A 24868-nucleotide genomic window follows, 5' to 3' on the forward strand; every position below is an offset into this window, starting at 1 on the left:
AGCCCTTGACTTCCGACCTGCTCGCTCCACTCGACCTGGCGTTCTGGAACATCGAGTCCGACCGGCATCCGATGCACCTCGGCGCGCTCGGCGTCTTCGGCGCGCACTCACCCACGGCCGGTGCCCATGCCGCCGACCTGCTCGCCGCCCGCGCCGCCGCCGTACCGGGGCTGCGCCTGCGCATCCGCGACGTCTGGCAGCCGCTCGCCTTCGGCGGCGCCACCCGGGAACCCGACCCGGACTTCGACCCGCTGAACCACGTACGGCTGCACGCCCCGACCGCCGACTTCCACGCGGCCGCCGGCCGGCTCATGGAGCGGCCGCTGGAGCGCGGCCGGCCGCCGTGGGAGGCGCATGTGCTGCCCGGCGAGGACGGGATGTCCTTCGCCGTGCTGTTCAAGTTCCACCACGCCCTCGCCGACGGGCTGCGCGCGCTGAAGCTGGCCGCCGGCGTCCTGGATCCGGTGGACCTGCCCGAGCGGGCGCCCCGCGCCGTCGAGCCGCCGCGCGGGCTGCTGCCGGACGTGCGCAAGCTGCCGGGGCTCGTCCCGGAGCTGGTCAAGGGCGCGCTGTCCGACGTGGGCCGGGCCCTGGACATCGGCGCCTCCCTCGCCCGGTCCACCCTCGGCATGCGGCCCACCTCCGCGCTCACCTCCGCCCCGAGTGGCACCCGCCGCACCGCCGGGGTGGTCTTCGACATCGACGACGTGCACCGCGTGCGCAAGACCGCCGGCGGCACCGTCAACGACGTGCTGATCGCCGTCGTCGCCGGGGCCCTGCGCAGCTGGCTGGACGAGCGCGGCGACGGCAGCACGGGAGTGGCGCCCCGCGCGCTCATCCCCGTCTCCCGCCGCCGTCCGCGCACCGCGCACCCACAGGGCAACCGGCTCTCCGGCTATCTGATACGGCTCCCGGTGTACGAGCCGGACCCGCTCGGCCGGCTGGACGCGGTGCGCACCGCGATGGTCCGCAACAAGGACGCGGGGCCGAACCGGGGTGCCGGTGCCGTGGCGCTGCTCGCCGACCACGTCCCGGCCCTCGGGCACCGGCTCGGCGGTCCGCTCGTCGGGCAGGCGGCCCGGCTGTGGTTCGACATCCTGGTCACCAGCGTGCCGCTGCCGGGGCTGGGGCTGCGGCTGGGCGGCCACGAGCTGAAGGAGGTGTATCCGCTGGCGCCGCTCGCGCCGGGGCAGTCGCTGGCGGTGGCCATCTCCACGTATCGCGGCCGCGTGCACTACGGGCTGGTCGCCGATGCGCAGGCCGTGCCGGACCTGGACCGGTTCGCCCACGCGGTGTCGGCCGAGGTGTCGACGCTGCTGGCGGCCTGCGACGCCTGACCACCCCGGCCGGCCTCCGGCCGGGACCAGGGGGACACACCCACACCACCCGTGCGGCTCCGGCCGCCGGGTGCGGGTGGTCCCGGTGGGGCGGCTTCGCTGTCGGCGGGGTGGGCCGGGCTTCGGCCGGGGGCGGGGGATCCGATCCGCACGGCCCGTGCCGCTCTGGCCGCCGGGTGCGGGTGGTCCCGGAGGGGTGGGTTCGCTGTCGGCGGGTGTGGGGTCGCGGGTGCGGGGCGGTTCGGCCTTCGGCCGGGGGCGGGGTTCCGATCTGCGTGGCCCGTGCGGGTTTCGTTGTCGGGTGCGGGTGGGGTCGATTCGCCGTCGGTGGCCGTGGCCGGCCGGGTTCGGGGTGCCGGTGGCGTCGCGGCGTGGCTTCGGTGCTGGTCCGGGTGGGTTTGGCGGGGAGCCGGTTGCTCCGTAAAATTCCCCGTTCGAAGGCGGGCGCGAGTCGGAGCGCTGCGCGGGTGATCAGGGAAGCGGCAGCGCGATGACGGTGACAGAGGACGGCTCCATGGCTTCCATGGCCACGGAGGAAGTGGTCTACGGCCCCGGTATCGACCCGGAACGGCTGGCCGTCTGCCTCAGCGTGCTGGAGGAACTCGACCAGATCGAGGTCGACCACCCAGACGCGATCAAGGTCCGCCGGGCCACCTCGCACATCTACCGTACGGTCAAGCAGCGCCGCCGGCAGGAACGCCGCGCCGCCAAGACCGCGCACGACCGCGCCGTCACCGAGGCCACCGCCACCGGCTCCGCCGAGCGCATCGACGACGAGACCGAGGGCATCCTGCCCTCCTCCAAGGTCGACGCGGGCAAGATCGCGGGCATACTCCAGCGCCCCCGCTCCTGCTACATCTGCAAGAGCCGCTACGTCGAGGTCGACTACTTCTACCACCAGCTCTGCCAGAAGTGCGCCGCCGAGAACCGCGCCAAGCGGGACGCCCGCGCCGACCTCACCGGCAAGCGCGCCCTGCTCACAGGCGGCCGCGCCAAGATCGGCATGTACATCGCGCTGCGGCTGCTGCGCGACGGTGCGCACACCACCATCACCACCCGCTTCCCCAAGGACGCCATCCGCAGGTTCAAGGCGATGGAGGACTCGGCGGACTGGATCCACCGGCTGGAGGTCGTCGGCATCGATCTGCGCGACCCCGCGCAGGCCGTCGCCCTGGCCGAGCAGGTCGCCGAGGCCGGTCCGCTCGACATCCTGATCAACAACGCGACGCAGACCGTGCGCCGCCTGCCCTCCGCCTACGCGGCCCTGGTCGAGGGCGAGAGCGCCCCGCTGCCCGCCGGTGAACTCCCCGCCCACCACGTCATCGGCGCCTTCAACTCCGGCGCCGTCGACGGCATCGCCGCGCTGCCCGTCGGCACCGGCGGCCTGGACGCCCAGAAGGTCGCCGACCTCGCCCTCGTCGCGGGCAACGCCAGCGTCGCCCGGCACCTCGACGGCACCGCCATCGACGCCGGCGGCCTCGTCCCCGACGTCGTCGACACCAACACCTGGGTGCAGACCATCGACCAGATCTCGCCGGTCGAGCTGCTCGAGACCCAGCTGTGCAACTACACGTCGCCGTTCATCCTGATCAGTGCCCTGCGCCCGGCCATGGCCGACGCGGCGAAGAAGGCGGCGAGCGGACGCGCGTACGTCGTCAACGTCTCGGCGATGGAAGGCGTCTTCAGCCGCGGCTACAAGGGCGCCGGGCATCCGAACACCAACGCCGCGAAGGCGGCCATGAACATGGTGACGCGGACCAGCGCCGAGGAGATGTTCCAGACGGACGGCATCCTGATGACCTCCGTCGACACCGGCTGGATCACCGACGAGCGCCCGCACTACGACAAGCTGCGCCTCGCCGAGGCCGGCTTCCACGCGCCCCTCGACCTGGTCGACGGCGCCGCCCGCGTCTACGACCCGGTCGTGCGCGGCGAGGCGGGCGAGGACCTGTACGGCGTCTTCCTGAAGGACTACGCGCCCGGCAAGTGGTGACCGGTGCCGAATCCGGTGGCCTGCGCGACCGTCCCTGCCCTAGGGTGACGGTCGTGCCGGAGTGCCCGGTGCGCAGGTGACGCGTTCTTCATGGTTGTGATCCATCAGCAGACCCCAGCGGGACTGCGGGCCCTTCGGGGCCGACGCGCAGCCGTCTCGATCTCGGGCACTCCGCGCAGGCGTTCGTGACGGCCCGGCGGTTCGACGGGCCGTCAGCCGTGCGGGTGTCAGTCGACGGCACCGAGCCGCGAATTGTGGGCCGCCACCAGCTCCAGTACCGTGCGCCAGTCCTCCAGGACGCCCGCGTCGAACCCCGCCGTACGGCTCTCCTCGTCCGCCTGGCGCAGCCGCAGCACATCGTCGTCGGCCGGGCCCGCGTCCCCGCGCACCAGCCGGAACACCCGCTCCCCGAGCAGGGAGCGCACCGCCTCGGCCGCGCCGAGCGCCCCGCCCGTCTCCTCGCCCGGGCACAGCACCGGCCCGATGCCGTGCACCAGCCCCGCCACCTGGAGCTCCTTGTCGGCGGGGCGGCGGCGGCGCAGCAGCGCGGCGGTTCTCAGCGCGTGCTGGTGCCGGCCGGCGTACAGCAGATCCATCAGCTCCTCGACGCTGCGCAGCTCCATGCGTCAGTCCTTCCGCGAGACAGCCGTTGCCCACTCATCAGCAGATCATGACCATCTTGCGCCCCGGCCAACGGCACCTGAACTGCGCCACATGTAGGCCGAGTGGGTGAATCGCTCGACGATCGGGTGATGCGACCGTCGGCACATAGCCGCATATTGGAGGTGTTGAGGTGCGAAACGACTTCTGATAGTTACACCTTGTTTGCACTCCCGATCGAGCGCGAGCCCGCTCATTTGGGTAACCTGGAGGGGACGGACAACAAGACCGGGTCCCACCCAGACCCATACGTCCGCATCGGCGCCACCGCGTCCGAACTGGCCTTCCATCCAGACCCGAGCGGGCGCCGAGTGCCGGCGCGCAGGCTGTCCGGCAGGCGCCCGAGGGTGACCGACACATAAGGAGTGCGCGGTGACACCGGAGAAGACGAATCGCGACCAGCGCCCCAAGGAACGCACGGAGCGCACGGGCCGGCAGCCGGGAGAGCTCGGCAGCCTCGACGTGTGGGCCCGGTCCGCCCCGATCCGCCTGGCGGGCTACGAGGACGACCTCGCCGAGCCCCACATCCTGCCCAGCGTGGACTGACCCCCGGGTCGGACCCCTTCCGCGATCGCCGCACGCATGGGCGTGACCCGACGGACTCACGCCCATGCCGACCGAAGGAGCCGCGGCCGACGACCGGCCGCGGATCCGGCCTGTCCGGCACCGGATCGTCGCCGCCGCCGAAACCTACGCCTGGGATCCGCAGACCTCCGAGGAGGACGCCCGCGCGCTCTGGATGGACCCCGCCAGCGCGTCTACGTGGCCGAGGACGCGACCGGGGCCGTGGTCGCACGGGCGAGGGCATCGGCCGCGCCCTCGTCGAGCACGTCCTGGCCGAGGCGAAGGCCCACGGCTACCGGGCGATGGTCTTCAACGCCGTGGTCGAGACCAACCCGGCCGTCGCCCTGTGGACCTCCCTGGGCTTCACCGTCCTCGGCACGGTCGCGGGCGCCTTCGACCATCCCCGGCACGGCAGGGTGGGACTGCACATATGTACCGGTCGCTCGACCAGGCGGCGCTGGGGAGCCTCAGGAGCCCGCCACCGGTGCCGTCCGCCGCCACGGACGCAGCGTCTCCAGTTCCTCCGCCAGCTCCAGCAGGACGGACTCCGAGCCCGGGCGGCCCACGAGCTGTACGGCGCAGGGGGCGCCCGAGGGAAGGGTGCCGAACGGGACCGACATCGCGGGCCAGCCGGTCAGGTTCCAGGGCGGGGTGAACGGGGAGTACGCGGTGTTGGCCAGCACGTTGCGCAGCCAGCCGCGTTCGTGCCACGGGCCGGCCTGGGGGGAGCGCCGGGCCAGGGCCGGGGTGATCAGGACGTCGTGCTCGGTGAAGAAGGGGGTCAGCCGGGCGCGCAGGCGCTCGCGGCCGTCCCCGGTGCGCACCGACTGGACGAAGCGCTGTCCGACGGCCGCGTGCACCCGGGTCCGCCGGGCCAGCCGCGCCCGGTCCAGGCCCTCGGCGTCCACCGCGGTCCCGGCCGTCCAGTGCCGCAGCGCGGTGACGCCCAGCGAGAGGGGATACGGCGGCTCGGCCCGCCGCACGCGGTGCCCGGCCCGCGCGAGCACCCCGGCCGCCTCCCGGACCGCGGTCGTATACGATCCGCTCACGCTCACCCCCGCGAGCGGGCTGCGCACGGCCGCGGCGATCCTCCGGCGCGGGGCCTCCTGCGCGCCCGGCAGATCGGTGCCCGCCAGCACGCCCAGCATCAGCCGCAGGTCCTCGACCGTCGTCGCGAGCGGGCCGTTCTCCGCCATGCCGAACCAGTCGCCGTTGCCGATCCCCGCCGGCACCACCCCGTGCCCCGGCTTCAGCGTGACCAGGCCGCAGTTCGCGGCCGGGATGCGCAGCGAGCCCATGCCGTCGTTGCCGAGCGCGACGGGCACCATCCCGGCGGCCACCGCGGCCGCGCTGCCGCCGGAGGAGCCGCCCGCCGTGCGCCTGGTGTCCCACGGGTTGCGGGCGGCGCCGAACACGCCCTCCGTGGTGCCGAAGACACACAGCTCCGGCACGTTCGTCAGGCCCACGACCACCGCGCCGGCCGCCCGCAGCCGGGCCACCGTGACGTGATCCTCGGCGGCCGGGGTGTCCGGGGTGGCGGCGGAGCCGTCCCGGTGGGACTCGCCGCGCACCGCGAGATTGTCCTTCACGGCCACGGGCACGCCCGCGAGCGGCAGTTCGGCCAGATCGGTGCGGGAGGCCACCTCGTCGGCCTCGGCGAGCGCCGCCTCGGCCCGCACCTTCCGGAACGCCCCGATCCGGCCGTCGAGCCGCTCGATCCGTGCGAGGTGCTCGGCCGCCACCTCCCGGGGCGTCACCCGCTTCTCGCGTACGGCGGCGGCTATCTCGGCGGCACTCCGCCCGGCCCAGTCACCCACGGGCACTCCTCGCTCGGTCGTCGGCTACTCGCTGGTACGCATCACGGCGCAGGGAGAACTCTGCACCTCCGGGCGGCGGAACGTCGAGAGCGGTGCCCTACGCCCGGTCAGTCATCCCATCACTTGTTCAAGTCAAGCCTCTTGCAGCCCCGTTGACACGGCTTCGGCACCCACTGAATCATCAGACATCCGATGAATCGGACTGCTTGGGAGCCGCTCATGAGTACGTATCCCAGACGGCGAGTCCTGGCCGCGGCGGCGGGCGCGGCCGCGGTGACCGCCCTCCCGCTCGCCACCTCCGCACCGGCCCGGGCGGCAACACGCCAGGCACCGTGGGCCACCGTCCCCGACCCCGTGCCCGTCCCGCTGGACGCCCTCTACGACAACGACGGCATCGACACCGCCTCCGCGCGCGGTGGCGACTTCGACGGCTCGGGCTACACCTTCCCCGGCGAGGAACTGCCCGCCGGCCGGGTCGAGGCCGACGGCGTGCCGTTCGACTTCCCCGCCTCCACCGCCGGCGCCCGCAACAACGCCGTAGCCCTGGGCCAGCGGATCGACGTCCCCAAGGGCCGTTATCTGTCGGCCCACTTCCTCACCGCCGCGAGCTACGGCGACGCCTCGGGCACCGCCACCGTCCACTACGCCGACGGCACGACGGCCACCGCCGGCCTCGGCGGCGCCGACTGGTACGCGACCGGCGGCCCGCTCTCGGCGCCGTACCGCTACCGGCCCGACGGCACCAAGGACGAGCACCCGGTCGGCATCGGGGCCTCGGAGCTCCCGCTCGACCCGGGCCGCGAGGCGGTGGCGATCACGCTGCCCGTCACCAACCCCGCCGAGGCCGGCAAGGCTTCACTGCACGTGTTCGCGCTCACCCTCCAACCGGCGGCCCAGGGCCGGGCATTGCTGCTGAGGTCCGCACACTCCACGTCCTCGCTGCTGGAGCCCTCGGGCGCCCAGAGCGTGGAGGCCACCGTCGTCAACGCGGGCACGGTCGCCGTACTCGCGGCGGACGGCGTCTCCGTGGCCGTGGACGTGCCCGGCGCCCGCACCGTGCAGCCCGCCCGGATCCGCCGCCTCGACCCCGGTGAGCAGGCCCGCGTCCGCATCGGCATCCGCAACCGCACGGGCACGGCGCCGGGCACCCGCAGGGAGGGCGCCGTGACGGTCACCGGACGCGGCACCGAAGCGGCGGACGTCTCGGGCACGTTCACGCTCGGCACCGCGGACTACGCGCCCACCGAGGACTCGCTCTCCGCCCACCAGGCGCCGTACTGGTTCCAGGGGGCCAAGTTCGGCGTCTTCATCCACTGGGGCGTCTACTCGGTGCCCGCGTGGTCACCGGTGGGCGCCCAGTACGCCGAGTGGTACTGGGACAGCATGCAGGACCCGTCCAACGCGGTGTACGCCTACCACCGGGACACCTACGGCGAGGACTTCGCCTACGACGACTTCATCCCTCGTTTCACCGCCGAGCGGTTCGACCCGCGCGCCTGGGTCGAGCTGTTCCGCGACGCAGGCGCCCGGTACCACGTCCTGACCTCGAAACACCATGAGGGTTTCGCCCTGTGGGACACCCAGGTCTCCGACCGCAACGCCGTCAGGATGGGCCCGAAGCGGGACCTGGTGCGGGAACTCTTCGAGGCGAGCCGCCGCTACGCCCCCGAACTCCACCGGGGCCTGTACTTCTCGATGCCCGAGTGGTTCAACCCCGACAACCCGTGGATGGGGCACGCGCCGCGCAATCCGTACACGCTCGCCCCCGTGCCGTACACCGGCTACACCGCGGACAAGGACTACGTGCACGACTACCAGGCCCCGCAGATGCTGGAGCTGATCCACGGGTACGACCCGGAGATCATCTGGTGCGACATCGGCGGCGCCAACGACAGCCTCCACGTCCTGGCCGAGTACTTCAACCACGCGAAGAACCGCGCCCGTCCGACCGACGTGACCGTCAACGACCGGTCGGGCATCGCCTTCCACGACTTCACCACGCCCGAGTACACGACGTACGCCAACACCGTCGTCGCCAAGTGGGAGGCCAGCCGCGGCCTGGACCCCCACAGCTACGGCTACAACCGGGCCACCCCGGACGACGCCTACATGACCGCCGAGGAGGTCGTGCACAGCCTCGTCGACATCGTCTCCAAGAACGGCAACTTCCTGCTCGACATCGGGCCGCGCGCCGACGGCACCATCCCGGAGATCATGCAGACCCGGCTGCGGGAGACCGGACGGTGGCTGAAGGTCAACGGCGAGGCGATCTACGACACCACGTACTGGTCGCGCATGGCCCAGCTCGGCGAGGACCTGCGGTTCACGGTCCGCCCGGACGAGGCCTTCTACATCCACTCCCTGACCCGGCCGGGCCCGAAGCTGATCGTCGACGCCCCGGTCCCGGTGCGGCCCGGTGACAAGGTGACGATGCTGGGCCACGACCGGCCCCTGACCTGGACCGTCTCGGGCGGCTCGCTGGTCGTCGACGTACCGCGGGCCGCACGCGACGCGGGCCGGTACGCGTGGGTGTTCAAGGTGCACTGGCAGGTCTGAGCGCGCACAGCCGCGGAGGCCGGGTGGGAGCGGGCCGAAGATCCTCTCCCGCCCGGCCTTTGCGTCGTCCCGTCTCGCCTCAAGAGATCTGCTCCGCCCGCGCGTTGCCCGGGACGGGAGCCGTGCTGCCCCGCCCCGTCAGCCGCGGCACCGGCACGCCCACCGCGCGGGCCGGGTCGCCGTCCAGCAGGGCCAGCAGCTCGCGGGCGGCCGTCCGGCCGAACTCCGCGCTGTCCCGGGAGAGCGCGGACAGCCGGGGGGTGACCATGCGGCACAGGGCCGAGTCCTCCCAGGAGACCACCGACACGTCCTGCGGGACGCGGAAGCCCAGGTCGGCGGTGGCGGCCAGGCCGGCCACGGCCATCACGTCGTTGTCGTAGATGAGCGCCGTCGGGACGGGCGGGTCGCCGAGGACGCGGCGGGTGACGGCGGCGCCCTGGGCGTCGGAGTAGTCGGTGGTGACCGAGCGGACCTCGGTGAGCCCGCGCCGCTCCGCCTCCGCGCGCAGCGTGGCGATACGGCGCTGGGTGTGGGCCAGTTCGGGGAGTCCGGCGATGTGCACGATCCGGCGATGGCCGAGCGCCGTCAGCTCGTCCACCACGGAGGCCATCGCGCCCGCGTCGTCCGCCCAGACCGTGGACAGGCCGGGGTGCCGTACGTCGGGTGCGCCGCCGATCACCACGGCTGGCAGCCCGAGTTCGTCCAGCAGTCCTGGGCGCGGGTCGTCGGCGCGCGGGTCGGCCACCAGGACGCCGTCGACGCGGTGTTCCGCCCACCAGCGCCGGTACACCGCGCACTCCTCGGTCACGTCCTCCGCGACCTGGAAGAGCAGGCCCAAGTGCCGCTCGGCCAGCACCTCCTGGATGCCCGAGACGAGCTGGAGGAAGAAGGAGTCGACGCCCAGGGTGTGCGCGGGGCGGGCCAGGACGAAGCCGACCGTGGCCGCGCCCTCGCCGGACAGGGCGCGGGCGGCCGTGCTGGGACGCCAGCCGAGCTGCTCGGCGACCCGGTGGACCCGCGCCCGGGTCGCCTCGGAGACACCGGGGCGGCCGTTGAGCGCGAAGGACACGGCGCTCTCGGAGACTCCGGCCCGCCGGGCGATGTCCTTCATCGTGGGCCGGCGGGTGGGGGACCGCTTGGTCGCCACGCTTCTCCCCCTTCCTGACAGTGCTCGCTAATGCGCTTGAGTGTCAAGACCCTAAAGCGCATTAGCATTTGACCGCAAGGTCTCGGCCATATGGGCCTGACCTGCACTAATGAACGGGGAATTTCTTTAGTTGGTTGGAATGCATTGACTTTCTTCGAACGGCGCGGGCAAGGTCTCTGGCGCCACCCGACCGCCCGACACAGCAAGGGAGCCGTGTCACCGTGCCCATACCTCGCAGAGCCCTCGCCGCCGCTGCCGTCGCCCTCGTCCTGCCCCTGAGCGCCTGCGGCTCGGGCGGCGACGCCGGCGGCTCGACCGACGCCTCCGGAAAGGTCGAGGGCGACATCACCTTCCAGACCTGGAACCTGCGCGCGAACTTCAAGTCGTACTTCGACGGCGTCATAGCCGACTTCGAGAAGAAGTACCCCGGCACGCATGTGAAGTGGATCGACCAGCCCGCCGAGGGCTACGCCGACAAGCTCAGTGCCGACGCCGGCGGCGGCACCCTGCCCGACGTCGTCAACGTCTCCCCGGACCTGGTCGCCCCGCTCGCCAAGGCGGGCCTCGCGCTCGACCTCGACAAGGCCGCCGGCAAGTACAAGCAGGAGTACCTGGACGGGGCCTGGGCCAGCCACCAGGTGCCGGGCATGAGCGGCACGTACGCCTTCCCCTGGTACCTGAACACCGGCCCGCTCTTCTACAACAAGGCCCTGTTCACCAAGGCCGGGCTGAACCCCGACCAGCCGCCGAAGACGTACGACGAACTCTTCGCCGACGCCCTGCAGATGGCGAAGAAGAGCGGCGGCAAGGTCGCCACCCTCGCCAACGTGCCCACCATCGAGGACTTCGGCCGCTACGGCGTCTCCCTGATGAACAAGCAGGGCACCGCGTTCGCCTTCAACGACGCCAAGGGAGTCGAACTGCTCACGAAGTACAAGGAGTTGTACGACGCCAAGGCCCTCGACCCGCAGGCCCTGACCGCCACCCCGGAGTCCTCCGGCAAGAAGTTCCTCACCGGCGCCGTCGCCATGAACCCCGGCAGTGCCCTCGACCTCGACAACTTCAAGAAGAACGCACCGAGCCTGTACAAGAACATCGGCATCACCGACCAGATCACCAGCACCGGGCACGTCAACATGTACGTGATGGGCGTGATGGTCAACTCCCGCACCAAGCACACCCCGGCCGCCGTCGCCTTCGCCCACTTCGTCACCGACGCGCGGAACCAGATGTCCTTCGCCAAGAAGGTCGCCATCTTCCCCAGCACCGCCGGCTCCCTGAACGACCCGTACTTCACCAAGGAGGACGGCACCGACGAGACCCGGGTGCGCATCGCCGCCGCCAAGTCCCTGAAGGGCGCCGTCAATTACACGCCCGTGCTGTTCAGCGACCAGATGAAGACCGCGCTGCGCAACGAGGTGGCCAAGGCGCTCCAGGGCAAGGAGAGCCCCAAGCAGGCTCTTGACAACGCTGTCAACGCCGCCGACCGGCTGCTCCAGCAGGGCTGAGGGCCATGGCGACCCCGGTCCGCATCAGGCGCCAACTGCCCGCCAGCCCCTGGTTGTTCGCCGCACCGGGGCTGCTCGTCACCGGCGCCTTCGTGCTCTACCCGTTCGTCTCCACCCTGGTGAACTCCTTCACCGACCGCCGCACCCTGCTGCCGGGCCACTTCGTGGGCCTCGCCAACTTCCGCGAGCTGCTCCACGACGACATGTTCTGGACCGGCCTGCGCAACAGCACCCTGTACATCGTCGGGGTCGTGCCCGCCCTGGTCGTCCTGCCGCTGCTGCTCGCGCTGCTGGTGCAGAAGAACATCCCCGGCATCACCTTCTTCCGCTCCGCCTTCTACACCCCGGTCGTCGCCTCGATCGTGGTGGTCGGGCTGATCTGGGTGTGGCTGCTGGACGAACGCGGACTGGTCAACTCGCTGCTGGAGACGATCGGGATCGGCCGGGTCGGCTTCCTCAGCGACCAGTGGCTGCTCCTGCTGAGCGCGATGGCCGTCACGGTCTGGAAGGGCCTCGGCTACTACATGATCATCTATCTTGCGGCGCTGGCGAACGTGCCGCGCGAACTGCACGAGGCCGCCGCCGTCGACGGCGCGGGCCCGGTGCGCCGCTTCCTCTCGGTCACCGTGCCCGCCGTGCGCTCCACCATGGTGCTGGTCGCCGCGCTCTCCTCGGTCGCCGCCTTCAAGGTGTTCTCCGAGGTGTACCTGATGGCCGGCCCGAGCGGCGGCCCGGCCGGCGAGGACACCACCCTCGTCATGCTCGTCCAGCGCACCGGCACCGGCCTGACCGGCCGCGTCGGCTACGCCTCCGCGCTCTCGGTCGTCGTCTTCGTCGTCACCGTCGCGCTCATGCTGCTCGTGCTGCGCGCCGACCGGAGGGAGGAGTCGTGAGCCTCCTGGAGAAGGTACGCCCCGAGCCGCCGCTCACCGTACGCAAGGAGCCGCGGGTCACCGACGAACACGGCCGTCGTGTCCGCGTCGGCGAGCTTCTCTGGCGCTACCTGCTGCTACTCGCCGTCCTCGCGCTGACCGTCGGGCCGTTCCTCTGGCAGCTGTCCACCTCCCTGAAGGGCCCCACCGAGGACATCTACAGCTCACCGCCCAGCTTCCTGCCCGCCCATCCGACCCTGCACAACTACACGCGGGTCGCCGACACCATCCCCGTCTGGGACTACGCCCTGAACTCCCTGAAGGTCGCCACCGCCAACGTCGTCACCAACTGCGTCGGCTCCGCGCTCGCCGGATACGCCCTCGCCCGGCTGCGCTTTCGCGGCCGACGCGTGACCACGCTGGTGTTCGTGCTGGCGATGCTCGTGCCCGTCGAGGGCATCGTCATCGCCCAGTTCACCACCATGCGCGAACTCGGCCTGAACAACACGCTCATCGGGGTCGTGCTGCCCGGCGCGATCGGCGCGATGAACGTGCTGCTGATGCGGAACGCCTTCCGCAACCTGCCGTACGAGATCGAGGAGGCGGCCTACGTCGACGGCGCCAACGTCTGGCAGCGGTTCCTGCGCGTCGCCCTGCCCTCGGTGAAGGGAACGCTCGCTGTCGTCGCGATCTTCGCCTTCATGGGCGCCTGGGACGACTTCCTGTGGCCCCTGATCGTGCTCAGCGACCCGTCCAAGTTCACCCTCACCATCGGCCTCAACTACCTGCACGGCACCTTCGCCAACGACGAACGCCTCGTCGCCGCCGGCACCGTGATCGCCGTGGCCCCGCTCATCGCGCTGTTCGCCTGCCTGCAGCGGTACTTCTTCCGCGGGGTCGGCGAGGGCGCCGTCAAGGGCTGAACCCCCGTACGTCACAAGGACACTCCATGCCCCCTGCCGTGCGCTTCGGCGTCAACTACACCCCGAGCGTCGGGTGGTTCCACCACTGGCTCGACTTCGACCTGGACCCCGTGCGCGCCGACCTCGACGCGATCGCCGCGCTCGGCCTCGACCACGTCCGGGTCTTCCCGCTGTGGCCCTGCTTCCAGCCCAACCGGACCCTGATCCGCCCGCGCGCCGTCGAGCAGCTCGTGGCCCTCGCCGACGCCGCCGCCGAACGCGGCCTGGACGTCAACGTCGACGGACTGCAAGGGCACTTGAGCAGCTTCGACTTCCTGCCCGCGTGGACGCGCACCTGGCACCGGCGCAACCTCTTCACCGACCCGGACGTGGTCGAGGGCCAGGCCGCCTATCTGCGCACCCTCGCCGCCGCCCTCGCCGACCGGCCCAACTTCATCGGCATGACCGTCGGCAACGAGGTCAACCAGTTCGCCGCCGGCCCGCATCCCGACCCCGACCGCATCACGGCGGATCAGGCCGAACGGTGGCTGGTGCGGATGCTGGACGCCTGCGCCGAGGGCGCCCCGGACCGGCTGCACCTGCACGCCTCCTACGACGCCGCCTGGTACCAGGACGACCAGCCCTTCACCCCCGGCCACTCCGCCCGGCTCGGCGACGCGACCGCCGTGCACTCCTGGGTGTTCAACGGCACCGCCCAGCGCCACGGCCGTACCTCCGTGCCGTCCGAACACCACGCGGCCTACCTGGTGGAGCTGAGCAAGGCCTGGGCCGGGGAGCCGCACCGGCCCGTCTGGCTCCAGGAGGTCGGCGCGCCCGCCCCGCTCGTGCCCGCCGAGCACGCCGCCGCCTTCGCCGAGGCGACCATCGGCAACGTCCTGGACTGTCCCGACCTGTGGGGCGTCACCTGGTGGTGCTCCTACGACGTCTCGCGCGACCTCGCCGACTTCCCCGAACTCGAGTACGGGCTCGGCCTGTTCACCAACGACCGCGAGCCCAAGGACATCGCCCGCGTGCTGGCCGAGGCGGCACACCGGCCGCACCCGGCCCCCGCCCCGCGCACCACGGCCCTCGTCGTGCCCGACGATCCGGGCCGCCGCTCCCGCTGCGCCCCCGGCGGAGCCGTCTTCGACGCCTTCTTCCGGCTCGTCGCCGACGGCGCGCGCCCCACCACCGTCCTCGACACCCGCGCGGACGACAAGGACCACCTCGCCGCGCGGGGCATCACCGAGGTCGTCGCTCCCGATCAGGTACTCCCCACCCCACACGGAGGCACCCGCTCGTGAACCCCAGCAGACGTACCGTCCTGATCGCCGGCGCCGCCGGCCTCTTCCCGCTGCCCGCCTTCGCGGCCGCCCGCCCCAAAGCCGCCGCGACCCCGCCGTACGCCTCCTACTGGTACCCGGACTCGCTCCCCGCCGGCGATCCGGGCCCCGGCATCACCTGGCGCAGCCTGAAGAGCTGGCGCGCGGCCGACGACCCGGACCTCGCCTTCAACGCCGCGTCGGTGCCGCTCGCCGCCCGCTTCACCCCGACCCCGGTGAACACCACGGCCCGCTCCGGCGAGGCCCGCATCCAGGCCCTGGTCTCCTTCGGGCCGACGTCCGCCAACCCCTCCCAGGGCTCGGCCACCGCCGACTACTACGCCCTCACCCACTGGGCCTACCTGGACGAGCTGGTCTTCTGGGGCGGCTCGGCGGGCGAGGGCCTGATCCTCGCGCCCAACGCGCCGATCGTGGACGCGGCCCACCGGCACGGCGTCCCGGTGCTCGGGAACGTCTTCCTGCCGCCGGTGGCGTACGGAGGCCTGCTGCAGTGGACCCGGGACCTCGTGCAGAAGGACGCCTCCGGGCACTACCCGCTCGCCGCGCAACTCGTCGCGGTCGCGGCGGCCTACGGCTTCGACGGCTGGTTCGTGAACGCCGAGACGGGCGGCGGGAACAGCGCGCTGGGCCAGGCCATGCTCGGGTTCGTCAAGGAGCTGAAGGCGCTCGGGGCGGCGCGGGGACAGCGGGTGACCTGGTACGACGCGATGACCGTGAACGGCACGGTCAGCTGGCAGGGCGCGCTGAACAGCCAGAACCAGGCCTTCTTCCAGGCCGCCGACGACATGTTCGTGGACTTCCGGTGGAGCGCGGCCACGCTCGCCTCCTCGGGGACGAACGCGGAACAACTGGGACGAAGCAGCTATGAGTTGTGGGCAGGCGTCGACGTCGAGTCGAACGGGTCCGGTACGTCGGTGGACTGGGACGCGATCGTGCCGTCCGGTGAGCCGCACGTCACCTCGATCGGCTTCTACCGGCCGGAGTGGACCCGCAACCACCTGCCCGCCGACCAGCGCGCTCCGGAGGACTTCCACGCTGCCGACGACCGGTTCTGGACCGGGCGGTCGCTTGACCCGTCCCGGCCGGACGCGAGCGATCCGTGGCGGGCGCCGGCGGTGTCGGTCGCGGACCGGTCGACCGTGACCTCGCTGCCGTTCGCGACCGTGTTCAACACGGGGCACGGGCGGCGCTGGTACGAGGACGGGGCCGTCACCTCCGACGCCGCCTGGAACCACCTCGGGCTCCAGGACCGGCTGCCGGCGCGGCGGTGGGTGGTGCGCACGGCGGGGGAGCGGCCGGCGGTCTCCTTCGACTTCGCCGATGCCTGGCGGGGCGGGAGCAGTGTGCTGGTGGACGGTGAACTCGATCAACCGGTCGTGCTGGATCTGTACGCGACCCGGCTCCCGGTCGGTGTGAACACGGTTGTCGAGCTGACGTACCGGACGGACGCGGGTGCTGTGAACGTCGAGCTGGCGGTGGCGACGGCCGAGCCGAGCGAGGCCGGGGCGACACCCCCGTACACGTATCTGGCTGTGAACTCGATCAACAGGGGCAGGTCTGTGAAGTCGACCAACGGCTGGCAGACCGTGACACTTCCGCTCACCGCGCTCACCGCGCTGACCGGCACCGGCACCATCCACGCCCTCGGCGTCCGGCTCACCGCCGCCGACGGACCGGTGCGCTGGCGCCTCGGCGGCCTCGCCGTCCGGGACACCGTCACCGCCCCCGCGGCCCCCACGGGCGCCCGCGTCACCGTCGCGACCGGCGGCGACCTCCGGCTCGCGTGGAACGCCGCCCCCGGCGCCGTCCGCCACTACGAGCTCCACCGCCTCCTTTCCGACGGCACCCGCCGCTTCCTCGGCGGCACCTGTCAGCGCGCCTACTTCCTCACCGGCCTGCAACCCGAACAGGGAGAGGCCGCCGCACGATTCGAACTGCGTGCCGTGGGGGAGCTCTACAACGCCTCGACCGCCGTCACCGTCACCCACCCCTGGTAACCACCGCCATCACCCCGGAACCCGCAGGGAGCACCCCGCATGCATGACGACCGCACTCTGGTGGAAGCCCGCCTCAGGCGGGTCCTCGACGAACGCATCCGCCCCGCCGTGTACCCCGAATCCGTGCCGCTGCAGGTCGCGGTGTGGCACGCGCCCGGCGAGCCCGTGCCGGTCGAGGAGGGACTCGCCGCCGAGGCCGAGCCGATCGAGGTCGGCGCCCGCTGGGGTGCTCCCTGGGGCACCAGCTGGTTCCGGGTGACCGGGACCGTGCCCGAGGCGTGGGCCGGGAGGACCGTGGAGGCCCTGCTCGACCTGGGCTTCGACGAGAACATGCCCGGCTTCCAGTGCGAGGGCCTGGTCTACCGGCCCGACGGCAGCCCGGTGAAGGGCCTCAACCCCCGCAACCAGTGGGTGCGGATCGGTGCCCCGGTCGCGGGCGGTGAGGAGGTGGTCCTGCACATCGAGGCCGCCTCCAACCCGGTCATCCTCGACTACCACCCCTTCCGGCCTACGCGGCTCGGCGACAAGGACACCGCCGGGCGCGAGCCGCAGTACACGCTCACCCGCATGGACCTCGCCGTCTTCGACGAGGCGGTGTGGCAGCTGGTCATGGACCTGGAGGTGCTCGGCGAGCTGATGGCCGAGCTGCCCGTGGACTCCGCGCGCCGGCACGACGTCCTGCGCGCCGTCGAGCGGGCCCTGGACGCCGTCGACCTCCAGGACGTGAACGGCACGGCCGACCGGGCCCGCGCCGAGCTCACCGCTGTGCTGGCGGCCCCGGCCGTACCGTCCGCGCACCGGATCAGCGCCGTCGGGCACGCGCACATCGACTCGGCCTGGCTGTGGCCGCTCAGGGAGACGGTCCGCAAGGTGGCCCGGACGACCTCCAACATGACCGCGCTGATCGAGGACGAGCCGGAGTTCGTCTTCGCCATGTCCCAGGCCCAGCAGTGGGCGTGGGTGAAGGAGCACCGGCCCGAGGTGTGGGCGCGGGTGAAGAAGGCCGTGGCGGAGGGGCGGTTCGTGCCGGCCGGCGGGATGTGGGTCGAGTCCGACACCAACATGCCCGGCTCGGAGGCGATGGCCCGGCAGTTCGTGCACGGCAAGCGGTTCTTCCTCGACGAGTTCGGCATCGAGAACGAGGAGGCCTGGCTGCCCGACACCTTCGGCTTCGCCGCCGGACTCCCGCAGATCATCAAGGCCGCCGGGTCCAAGTGGCTGCTGACCCAGAAGATCTCCTGGTCGCAGACGAACACGTTCCCGCACCACACCTTCCAGTGGGAGGGCATCGACGGCACCCGGATCTTCACCCACTTCCCGCCCGTCGACACCTACAACTGCTCCATGAAGGGCGGCGAGATCGCCCACGCGGCACGGAACTTCAAGGACAAGGGCCGGGCCCGGCACTCCCTCGCGCCCACCGGCTGGGGCGACGGAGGCGGCGGCACCACCCGCGAGATGGTCGCCAAGGCGGCCCGGCTGCGCGACCTCGAAGGCTCGGCCACCGTCGTCTGGGAGACCCCCCGCGCCTTCTTCGAGAAGGCCGAGGCCGAATACCCCGAACCACCGGTCTGGGTCGGTGAGTTGTACCTCGAACTGCACCGCGCCACCCTCACCAGCCAGGCGAAGACCAAGCAGGGCAACCGGCGCAGCGAGCACCTGCTGCGGGAGGCCGAGCTGTGGGCGGCCACCGCGGCCGTGCGCACCGGATTCCGCTACCCCTACGAGGAGCTGGACCGGATCTGGAAGACGGTCCTGCTGCACCAGTTCCACGACATCCTGCCCGGCTCGTCCATCGCCTGGGTGCACCGGGAGGCGCGGGCGACGTACGAGCGGATCGCCGGGGAGCTGGAGGGGATCACCGGTGCGGCGCAGCGCGCCCTGGCGGGGGAGGGGGCCCGGCACCTGGTCTTCAACGCGGCCCCGCACAGCCGTCACGGTGTTCCCGCCGGAGGTGCCGGCGTGCCGGCCCTGCCGCAGGGAACGCAGGTGTCCCCCCGCGCCGCGGGCGGTCACGTCCTGGGCAACGGGCTGCTCCGCATCGAGATCGACGCCCACGGCCTCGTCGTCTCCGCGTACGACCTCGACGCCGACCGCGAGACCATCGCCCCCGGCCGGGCCGCCAACCTGCTCCAAGTCCACCCTGACTTCCCGAACATGTGGGACGCCTGGGACGTCGACTCCTTCTACCGCAACACCGTCACCGACCTCACGGAGGCCGAGTCGGTGGAGGCCGGCGAGGACGGCGCGTCGGTGCGGATCATACGGAGCTTCGGCGCCTCCCGGGTAACCCAGGTGCTGACGCTGCCGCCGGGCGAGCGGAGGCTGCTCATCGACACCGAGGTCGACTGGCACGAGACGGAGAAGTTCCTGAAGCTGGCCTTCCCTCTCGATCTGCACGCCGAACGGTACGCGTCCGAGACCCAGTTCGGGCACGTCTTCCGCCCCACGCACACCAACACCTCCTGGGAGGCGGCCAAGTTCGAGGCGTGCAACCACCGCTTCGTCCACCTGGAGGAGCCCGGCTGGGGCGTCGCGGTCGTCAACGACTCGACGTACGGCCACGACGTGACCCGCACGGTGCGCACCGACGGCGACCGCGGTACGACGACCACGGTGCGCGTCTCCCTCCTGCGCGCCCCGCGCTTCCCCGACCCCGAGACCGACCAGGGCGTCCACCGCTTCCGGCACGCTCTCGTCCCGGGCGCCTCGATCGCCGACGCGGTCCGCGAGGGCTGGCGGGTCAACCTGCCGGAACGGCACGTCACCGGTGCCCATGAGGTCGCCCCGCTGGTCACCGTCGACAATGAGGCTGTCGTGATCACGGCCGTGAAACTCGCCGACGACGGCAGCGGGGACGTGGTGGTCCGCTTCCACGAGGCCCACGGCGGCCGGGCCCGGGCCACCCTCACGGCCGGCTTCGAGGTCGCGGACGTCACGGCGGCGGACCTGCTGGAACGGCCGACCGGCGACACCGAGCCGCCGCAGCGCGACGGCGACCGGATCACGGTACGGCTGCGGCCTTTCGAGCTGGTGACGCTCAGGCTGCAGCGGGCCTGACGGGGACGCGCACCGGCACCGGTCGGCCTCTTCATCGCCGGTTGCCTGATCTCGGCGAGGTGCGCACGGCGGTGGAGGACGTGGCGGGTGCCCGGGTGCCCGCCGGTCCCGGTCCGGTGGACGGCGTGCACGCTGCGCCGTCGACCGGAACCCGCAGCCAATGCACACTGAGGCCGGATACGCCGGGATCGGGCGGGCGAGCCTAGGCACAAGGGCGACGCCGCCGGCACGCCGGGCGGGCGGCGAGCGCGCACAGCACGGCGAAGCCGTTCGCGGTGCCCACCGGTCGGAGCGCGAACCCGGTGGTGCCGCACGCCCATTGGGCCATCTCGTCGCAGGCGGTGTCGGTGCCCGGCAGCAGCCTAGGGCTGTCCACCAAGCCCGCAGGTCGGCCGTCGCGTCCGGCGCCAGGCCGCGCGCGGCGGCCCGGCCGGGTGGGGCACCGCGGGTCCCGCCGGGGCGGCGGCGAGCGCTGTACGACCGGTGGATGTGCCGGTCCACGGCACGGTGGAGCCGGGGTCTTCCACCATCGGCGAACCAGTGCTCCACCTGGATGGACAAGCCGGGAAAGCGGGGTTGTCGGCTCCGCGCGCGTCTGACGATCAGCCCGGCAGTCTGCCGGGCCCGCTGCCGTCCTGTGCCCCGAGCTGAGCCCGCAGCCACTCCTCCACCTCGCCGACGTGGGCCGCTGCCGCCGCCCGGGCCGCCTCCGGGTCGCGGGCGGTGAGGGCGCGGTGGATGGCGGCGTGTTCGCGGCGGGTGCGGGCGAAGGCGCCCTCCTCCTGGTAGCCGCGCCAGACGCGGGCGCGGAAGGTGCGGGAGGACAGGCCCTCCAGGATGGCGGCCATGGTCTCGTTGCCGGCGGCCGCGGCGATCTCGCGGTGGAAGGCGAGGTCGTGGGCGAGGATCTCCTCGGGGTCGTCGGTGGCGTTCATCGCCGCCAAGTGCTTCTCGACGGCGGCGAGTTGGTTGTCGGTGATGCGCGCGGCGGCCAGCGCGGTCGCCGTCGACTCCAGGATCCGGCGGACTTCGAGGAGTTCCACCAGGCGCGGGCCCCGGGACAGGTCCGCGACCACCCCGAAGGTCTCCAGCAGGTCGCCGGCCTCCAGTGCGGTGACGTAGATGCCGGAGCCGTGCCGGGCCTCCAGGACGCCCATCACGGTCAGGGCGCGGATCGCCTCCCGCATCGAGCTGCGGGAGATGCCCAGCCGGGCCGCCAGGTCCCGCTCGGTGGGCAGCCGCTGGCCGGGCTCCAGCCGGCCCTCGGCGATCATCGCCTTGATCTCCTCGATGGCGCGCTGTGTCACCGTGCCCTTCTGCGGCACCTCTTCCTCGTCCACGCCGCTCCTCCTTCCCCCCGGTGCGCCGCAGTCTAACCAGCCAAGTGGTCCGACCACTACGCCCTGAATCCTCGAATTTTCGCTGCAAGAGGGTGTTGACTCCGCCGATTGGTCTGATAAATATGCGGCGTCTGCTCGAACACCCTCGACGAGGAGCCGCGAGATGCCCGCCAGCACTGTCAGGAAGCGCAGCAGGTCCCGGATCATCGGCGCGGTGGCTCTGGCCGCCGGTGCCTCGCTCATGCTCGCCGCCTGCGGCAGCACCAAGGACACCGCCGGCGCGGGCAGCGGCGGCACCGGCAAGGTCGGCGTGATCCTGCCGCTGCTGACCTCGCCGTTCTGGCAGTCGTACAACGACTACGTGCCCAAGATGGCCAAGTCCGAGGGCGTCGAGGTGCTGAAGACGGTCAACTCCAACAGCGACCCGTCGCAGCAGATCACCGACATCGACAACGAACTCACCCAGGGCGTCAAGGGGTTGGTGGTCGCGCCGCTGGACAGCGCCGCCATCCAGGCCGGACTCGACCAGGCCGAGCGCAAGGGCGTGCCCGTGGTCGCCGTGGACGTCGCACCCGACAAGGGCAAGGTCGCCATGGTGGTGCGCGCCGACAACGTGGCCTACGGCGAGAAGGCCTGCGACTACCTCGGACAGCACGCCGGCAGCGGCAAGGTAGTACAGATCATGGGCGACCTCGCCTCGGTCAACGGCCGCGACCGCTCCGAGGCATTCCGGTCCTGCGTGAAGAAGAAGTACCCGAAGCTCAAGGTGCTGGAGATCCCCGCCAAGTGGGAGTCCGACACCGCGGCCGCCAAGCTGGACACACTCCTCAACGCCAACCCGGACATCAAGGGCATCTACCTGCAGGCGGGTGGCGTCTACCTGGCGCCCACCCTGCAGACCCTGAAGTCCAAGGGCATGCTGAAGCCGGCCGGGCAGAAGGGCCACATCGCGATCGTCTCCAACGACGGCATCCCCCAGGAGTACGACGCCATCCGCAAGGGCCAGATCGACGCCACGGTCTCCCAGCCGGCCGACGCCTACGCCAAGTACGGCCTGTACTACATCAAGGCGGCGATGGCGGGAAAGACGTTCAAGCCCGGGCCCACCGACCACGGCTCCGTGATCGTCAAGCTGCCCAGCGGGATCCTGGAGGACCAGTTGCCCGCGCCGCTGGTCACCAAGGCCAACGTCGACGACCCCAAGCTGTGGGGCAACACGGTCAAATGAGTACGCCGCTTGTGGAAGCCGAGGGCATCGTCAAACGGTACGGCCCCACCGTCGCCCTCGCCGACGGCCGGCTCACCGTCCTGCCCGGCGAGTCCCACGCCCTGGTCGGCCGTAACGGCGCCGGCAAGTCCACCCTCGTCAACGTCCTCACCGGCCTGCAGGCCCCGGACGCGGGCACGGTCCGCTTCGACGGCGAGCCGGCGCCCCCGCTCGCCGACCGGGACGCCTGGCGCCGCAGGGTCGCCTGCGTCTACCAGAAGCCCACGGTCGTCCCGGAGCTGACGGTCGCCGAGAACCTGTTCCTCAACCGGCAGCCGACCGGCCGCGGCGTCATCAGCTGGCGCCGGTTGCGCCAGCAGGCCGCCGAACTCCTCGACACCTGGGACGTGCGCGTCGACCCCGAGGCGCGCACCGCCGACCTCAGGGTCGAGGACCGGCAGATGGTGGAGATCGCACGGGCGTTGAGCTTCGGCGCCCGGTTCATCGTGCTGGACGAGCCCACCGCCCAGCTCGACAACCGGGAGATCGAGCGGCTGTTCACCCGCATGCGCTCCCTGCAGGACTCCGGTGTCACCTTCCTGTTCATCTCGCACCACCTCCAGGAGGTGTACGAGGTCTGCCAGACGGTCACCGTGCTGCGCGACGCCCGCTGGATCACCACCGCCCCCGTCGCCGACCTGCCGAAGGCGGCGCTGGTGGAGGCCATGGCGGGGGAGTCGGTCGCCGAACAGGCCGTACAGGGCGGGACGGCGGACGACGACGCCCCCGTCCTGCTGGAGGCGCACGGGCTCACCTCACCGGCGTACGAGGAGGTCGATCTCACCGTCCGTCGCGGTGAGGTCGTCGGACTCGCCGGCTCCAGCGGCAGCGGCAAGACCGAGCTCGCCGAGTCCTTCGCCGGACTGCACACCCCGACCGGCGGCACCGCCGAACTGGACGGCGAACGGCTGCGGTTCGGGGACGTACGGGCCGCCCTGAGCGCCGGGGTCGGCTGTGTGCCGCGCGACCGGCACGAGCAGGGACTGGTGTCCGGCATGAGCATCGGCGACAACGCCACGCTGAGCGTGCTGGAGCGGCTGGGCCGGGCCGGATTCGTCGCGCCGGACGCAAGGCGCCGGTTCGCCGCCGAGCTGATCGACCGCCTCGACATCCATGCCGAGGGCCCCGACCAGCCGGTGTCCGACCTCTCCGGCGGCAACGCCCAGAAGGTGGTGATGGCCCGCGCCCTCGCCTCCGACCCGCGCCTGCTGGTGCTGATCAACCCCACCGCCGGCGTCGACGTGAAGTCCAAGGAGTCGCTGCTCGCCCGCATGGACAGCGCCCGCGAGGACGGCACCGCCGTCCTCGTCGTCTCCGACGAACTCGACGACCTGCGCCGCTGCGACCGCGTCCTCGTCCTCTTCCACGGCCGTGTCGTCGCCGAGCACCCGGCCGGCTGGCGCGACCACGAGCTGATCGCCTCCATCGAAGGAGTTGACCATGGCTGACACCCGGGCCGCCCCGCCGCTCGCGCCCCCGAAGACCCCGGACGCCCGCTCGGCCCGGACCGTCCTGCTCCGCCGGGCCCGCGAACTCGCCCTCGTCCCCGCCCTGTTGCTGCTCATGGTGCTGGGCGCGGTGGTCAACGACTCGTTCCTGACCGAGCGGAACCTCATCTCGATCCTCGGCGCCTCCGCCGCGCTCGCGATGGTCGTGCTCGCCGAGTCCCTCGTCCTGATCACCGGCAAGTTCGACCTGTCCCTGGAGTCGGTGGTCGGCATCGCGCCGGCCGTCGGCGCCCTGCTGGTGCTGCCCGCGAGCCAGTCCGGCTGGGGCACCGGCTTCCCGGCCGGACTCGCCCTGCTCGCGATCCCCGTGGTCGGCGCGGTCATCGGCGCCTTCAACGGCGTTCTCGTCGTGAAGTTCCGGCTCAACGCGTTCATCGTGACGCTCGCGATGCTCATCGTGCTGCGCGGCCTGCTGGTCGGCGCCACCAAGGGCAAGACCCTGTTCGGCATGCCCGACAGCTTCTACTCCCTGGCCACCACCACCTTCCTCAACGTGCCGCTGTCGGTGTGGCTCGCCGCCCTCGCCTTCGCCGTCGCCGGGTTCGTGCTGAAGTACCACCGCACCGGTCGCGCCCTGTACGCGATCGGCGGCAACGCCGACGCCGCCCGCGCGGCCGGCGTCCGGGTGGACCGGGTCATGCTCGGCGTGTACGTCGTGGCGGGCGTGCTCGCCTCGCTCGGCGGGCTGCTGCAGACCGGGTACGTCGGCGCGATCAGCGCCAACCAGGGCCAGAACATGATCTTCACGGTGTTCGCGGCCGCGGTGATCGGCGGCATCAGCCTGGACGGCGGCAAGGGCACCATGTTCGGCGCCCTGACCGGTGTCCTCCTCCTCGGCGTCGTGCAGAACCTGCTCACCCTCGCCCAGGTCCCGTCGTTCTGGATCCAGGCCATCTACGGCGGGATCATCCTCGTCGCCCTCGTGATCGCGCGCGTCACGACGGGCCGCGCCCAGGACTGACCCAGCCGTCAAGTGCCCGACGACCGAAAGGACTTC

The 24868-nt window shown here is 72.0% G+C and carries 17 protein-coding genes and 1 pseudogene; 14 read left to right on the forward strand and 4 right to left on the reverse strand.

Annotation, left to right across the window (positions count from 1 at the left end):
• Positions 1-5 precede the first annotated feature (5 nt).
• Positions 6-1337 (forward strand): wax ester/triacylglycerol synthase family O-acyltransferase, encoded by a 1332-nt coding sequence (locus tag ACQPXS_RS40425; protein ID WP_433454502.1) that lies wholly within the window; start codon positions 6-8, stop codon positions 1335-1337.
• A gap of 490 nt (positions 1338-1827) precedes the next feature.
• Positions 1828-3330 (forward strand): SDR family NAD(P)-dependent oxidoreductase, encoded by a 1503-nt coding sequence (locus ACQPXS_RS40430; protein WP_356307017.1) that lies wholly within the window; start codon positions 1828-1830, stop codon positions 3328-3330.
• A gap of 227 nt (positions 3331-3557) precedes the next feature.
• Here ACQPXS_RS40430 and ACQPXS_RS40435 read toward each other — a convergent pair whose 3' ends face one another.
• Positions 3558-3953, reverse strand: coding sequence for a hypothetical protein (locus tag ACQPXS_RS40435; protein ID WP_433454503.1), 396 nt, complete (start codon positions 3951-3953; stop codon positions 3558-3560).
• Positions 3954-4362: 409 nt separating this feature from the next.
• On the opposite strand from ACQPXS_RS40435, the gene ACQPXS_RS40440 reads away from it, so the two are divergent.
• Entirely contained in the window at positions 4363-4536 is a 174-nt protein-coding gene (locus ACQPXS_RS40440; protein ID WP_323375219.1) for a hypothetical protein, read from the forward strand.
• A 64-nt stretch (positions 4537-4600) separates the two neighbouring features.
• A pseudogene (locus ACQPXS_RS40445) lies at positions 4601-4985 on the forward strand (N-acetyltransferase family protein); the annotation flags it as partial.
• Between the two features lie 36 nt (positions 4986-5021).
• On the opposite strand, the gene ACQPXS_RS40450 reads toward ACQPXS_RS40445, so the two are convergent.
• Positions 5022-6371, reverse strand: coding sequence for an amidase (locus ACQPXS_RS40450; RefSeq protein WP_433454504.1), 1350 nt, complete (start codon positions 6369-6371; stop codon positions 5022-5024).
• Positions 6372-6590: 219 nt separating this feature from the next.
• Here ACQPXS_RS40450 and ACQPXS_RS40455 point away from each other — a divergent pair, with 219 nt between their 5' ends.
• Positions 6591-8927, forward strand: coding sequence for an alpha-L-fucosidase (locus tag ACQPXS_RS40455; RefSeq protein ID WP_433454505.1), 2337 nt, complete (start codon positions 6591-6593; stop codon positions 8925-8927).
• A gap of 79 nt (positions 8928-9006) precedes the next feature.
• Here ACQPXS_RS40455 and ACQPXS_RS40460 read toward each other — a convergent pair whose 3' ends face one another.
• The gene (locus ACQPXS_RS40460) at positions 9007-10074 is read right to left on the reverse strand and encodes a LacI family DNA-binding transcriptional regulator (RefSeq protein ID WP_433454506.1); all 1068 of its coding nucleotides are present in this window, start codon (positions 10072-10074) and stop codon (positions 9007-9009) included.
• A gap of 221 nt (positions 10075-10295) precedes the next feature.
• Between ACQPXS_RS40460 and ACQPXS_RS40465 the strand changes: the two genes are divergently transcribed.
• Genes ACQPXS_RS40465 through ACQPXS_RS40490 form a run of 6 tightly spaced genes read left to right on the forward strand, consistent with a single transcriptional unit; the run spans position 10296 to position 19756 of the window.
• The gene (locus ACQPXS_RS40465) at positions 10296-11582 is read left to right on the forward strand and encodes an ABC transporter substrate-binding protein (protein WP_433454507.1); all 1287 of its coding nucleotides are present in this window, start codon (positions 10296-10298) and stop codon (positions 11580-11582) included.
• Between the two features lie 5 nt (positions 11583-11587).
• Positions 11588-12475, forward strand: a complete 888-nt coding sequence (locus ACQPXS_RS40470; protein ID WP_365324536.1) for a carbohydrate ABC transporter permease — start codon at positions 11588-11590, stop codon at positions 12473-12475.
• Positions 12472-13377 (forward strand): carbohydrate ABC transporter permease, encoded by a 906-nt coding sequence (locus tag ACQPXS_RS40475; protein WP_433454508.1) that lies wholly within the window; start codon positions 12472-12474, stop codon positions 13375-13377. The genes ACQPXS_RS40470 and ACQPXS_RS40475 overlap by 4 nt, the downstream gene beginning before the upstream one ends.
• 26 nt (positions 13378-13403) lie before the next feature.
• Positions 13404-14660, forward strand: a complete 1257-nt coding sequence (locus ACQPXS_RS40480; RefSeq protein WP_433454509.1) for a glycoside hydrolase 5 family protein — start codon at positions 13404-13406, stop codon at positions 14658-14660.
• Positions 14657-16696 carry an endo-beta-N-acetylglucosaminidase gene (locus tag ACQPXS_RS40485; protein WP_433454510.1) on the forward strand — a complete coding sequence of 680 codons (2040 nt, stop codon included), beginning with the start codon at positions 14657-14659 and terminating at the stop codon, positions 16694-16696. Before ACQPXS_RS40480 ends, ACQPXS_RS40485 begins: the two co-directional genes overlap by 4 nt.
• A 39-nt stretch (positions 16697-16735) precedes the next feature.
• Complete coding sequence (locus tag ACQPXS_RS40490; protein ID WP_433454511.1) at positions 16736-19756, forward strand: alpha-mannosidase; 3021 nt, start codon at positions 16736-16738, stop codon at positions 19754-19756.
• Between the two features lie 602 nt (positions 19757-20358).
• On the opposite strand, the gene ACQPXS_RS40495 is transcribed toward ACQPXS_RS40490, so the two are convergent.
• The gene (locus ACQPXS_RS40495) at positions 20359-21096 is read right to left on the reverse strand and encodes a FadR/GntR family transcriptional regulator (protein ID WP_433454512.1); all 738 of its coding nucleotides are present in this window, start codon (positions 21094-21096) and stop codon (positions 20359-20361) included.
• Between the two features lie 163 nt (positions 21097-21259).
• Between ACQPXS_RS40495 and ACQPXS_RS40500 the strand changes: the two genes are divergently transcribed.
• The 3 genes from ACQPXS_RS40500 to ACQPXS_RS40510 are packed head-to-tail and all read left to right on the forward strand — an operon-like array spanning position 21260 to position 24832.
• A complete protein-coding gene (locus ACQPXS_RS40500; RefSeq protein ID WP_433454513.1) occupies positions 21260-22324 on the forward strand; it encodes a sugar ABC transporter substrate-binding protein in 1065 nt (354 codons plus the stop codon).
• A complete protein-coding gene (locus ACQPXS_RS40505) occupies positions 22321-23811 on the forward strand; it encodes a sugar ABC transporter ATP-binding protein (RefSeq protein WP_433454514.1) in 1491 nt (496 codons plus the stop codon). The genes ACQPXS_RS40500 and ACQPXS_RS40505 overlap by 4 nt, the downstream gene beginning before the upstream one ends.
• Positions 23804-24832: an ABC transporter permease gene (locus ACQPXS_RS40510; protein WP_356307047.1), complete on the forward strand. Its 1029-nt coding sequence runs from the start codon at positions 23804-23806 to the stop codon at positions 24830-24832. Before ACQPXS_RS40505 ends, ACQPXS_RS40510 begins: the two co-directional genes overlap by 8 nt.
• The last annotated feature ends 36 nt before the right edge of the window (positions 24833-24868 follow it).

Origin of the sequence: Streptomyces sp. CA-142005, from assembly GCF_050942335.1 — a bacterium.
Classification (GTDB): Bacteria; Actinomycetota; Actinomycetes; order Streptomycetales; family Streptomycetaceae; genus Streptomyces.

Bases quoted from the DNA above. Each gene is read 5' to 3' on its own strand.
- ACQPXS_RS40430 (WP_356307017.1), top strand. From the start codon at position 1,828: ATGACGGTGACAGAGGACGGCTCCATGGCTTCCATGGCCACGGAGGAA.
- ACQPXS_RS40435 (WP_433454503.1), bottom strand. From the start codon at position 3,953: ATGGAGCTGCGCAGCGTCGAGGAGCTGATGGATCTGCTGTACGCCGGC.
- ACQPXS_RS40455 (WP_433454505.1), top strand. From the start codon at position 6,591: ATGAGTACGTATCCCAGACGGCGAGTCCTGGCCGCGGCGGCGGGCGCG.
- ACQPXS_RS40470 (WP_365324536.1), top strand. From the start codon at position 11,588: ATGGCGACCCCGGTCCGCATCAGGCGCCAACTGCCCGCCAGCCCCTGG.
- ACQPXS_RS40480 (WP_433454509.1), top strand. From the start codon at position 13,404: ATGCCCCCTGCCGTGCGCTTCGGCGTCAACTACACCCCGAGCGTCGGG.
- ACQPXS_RS40490 (WP_433454511.1), top strand. From the start codon at position 16,736: ATGCATGACGACCGCACTCTGGTGGAAGCCCGCCTCAGGCGGGTCCTC.
- ACQPXS_RS40500 (WP_433454513.1), top strand. From the start codon at position 21,260: ATGCCCGCCAGCACTGTCAGGAAGCGCAGCAGGTCCCGGATCATCGGC.
- ACQPXS_RS40505 (WP_433454514.1), top strand. From the start codon at position 22,321: ATGAGTACGCCGCTTGTGGAAGCCGAGGGCATCGTCAAACGGTACGGC.
- ACQPXS_RS40510 (WP_356307047.1), top strand. From the start codon at position 23,804: ATGGCTGACACCCGGGCCGCCCCGCCGCTCGCGCCCCCGAAGACCCCG.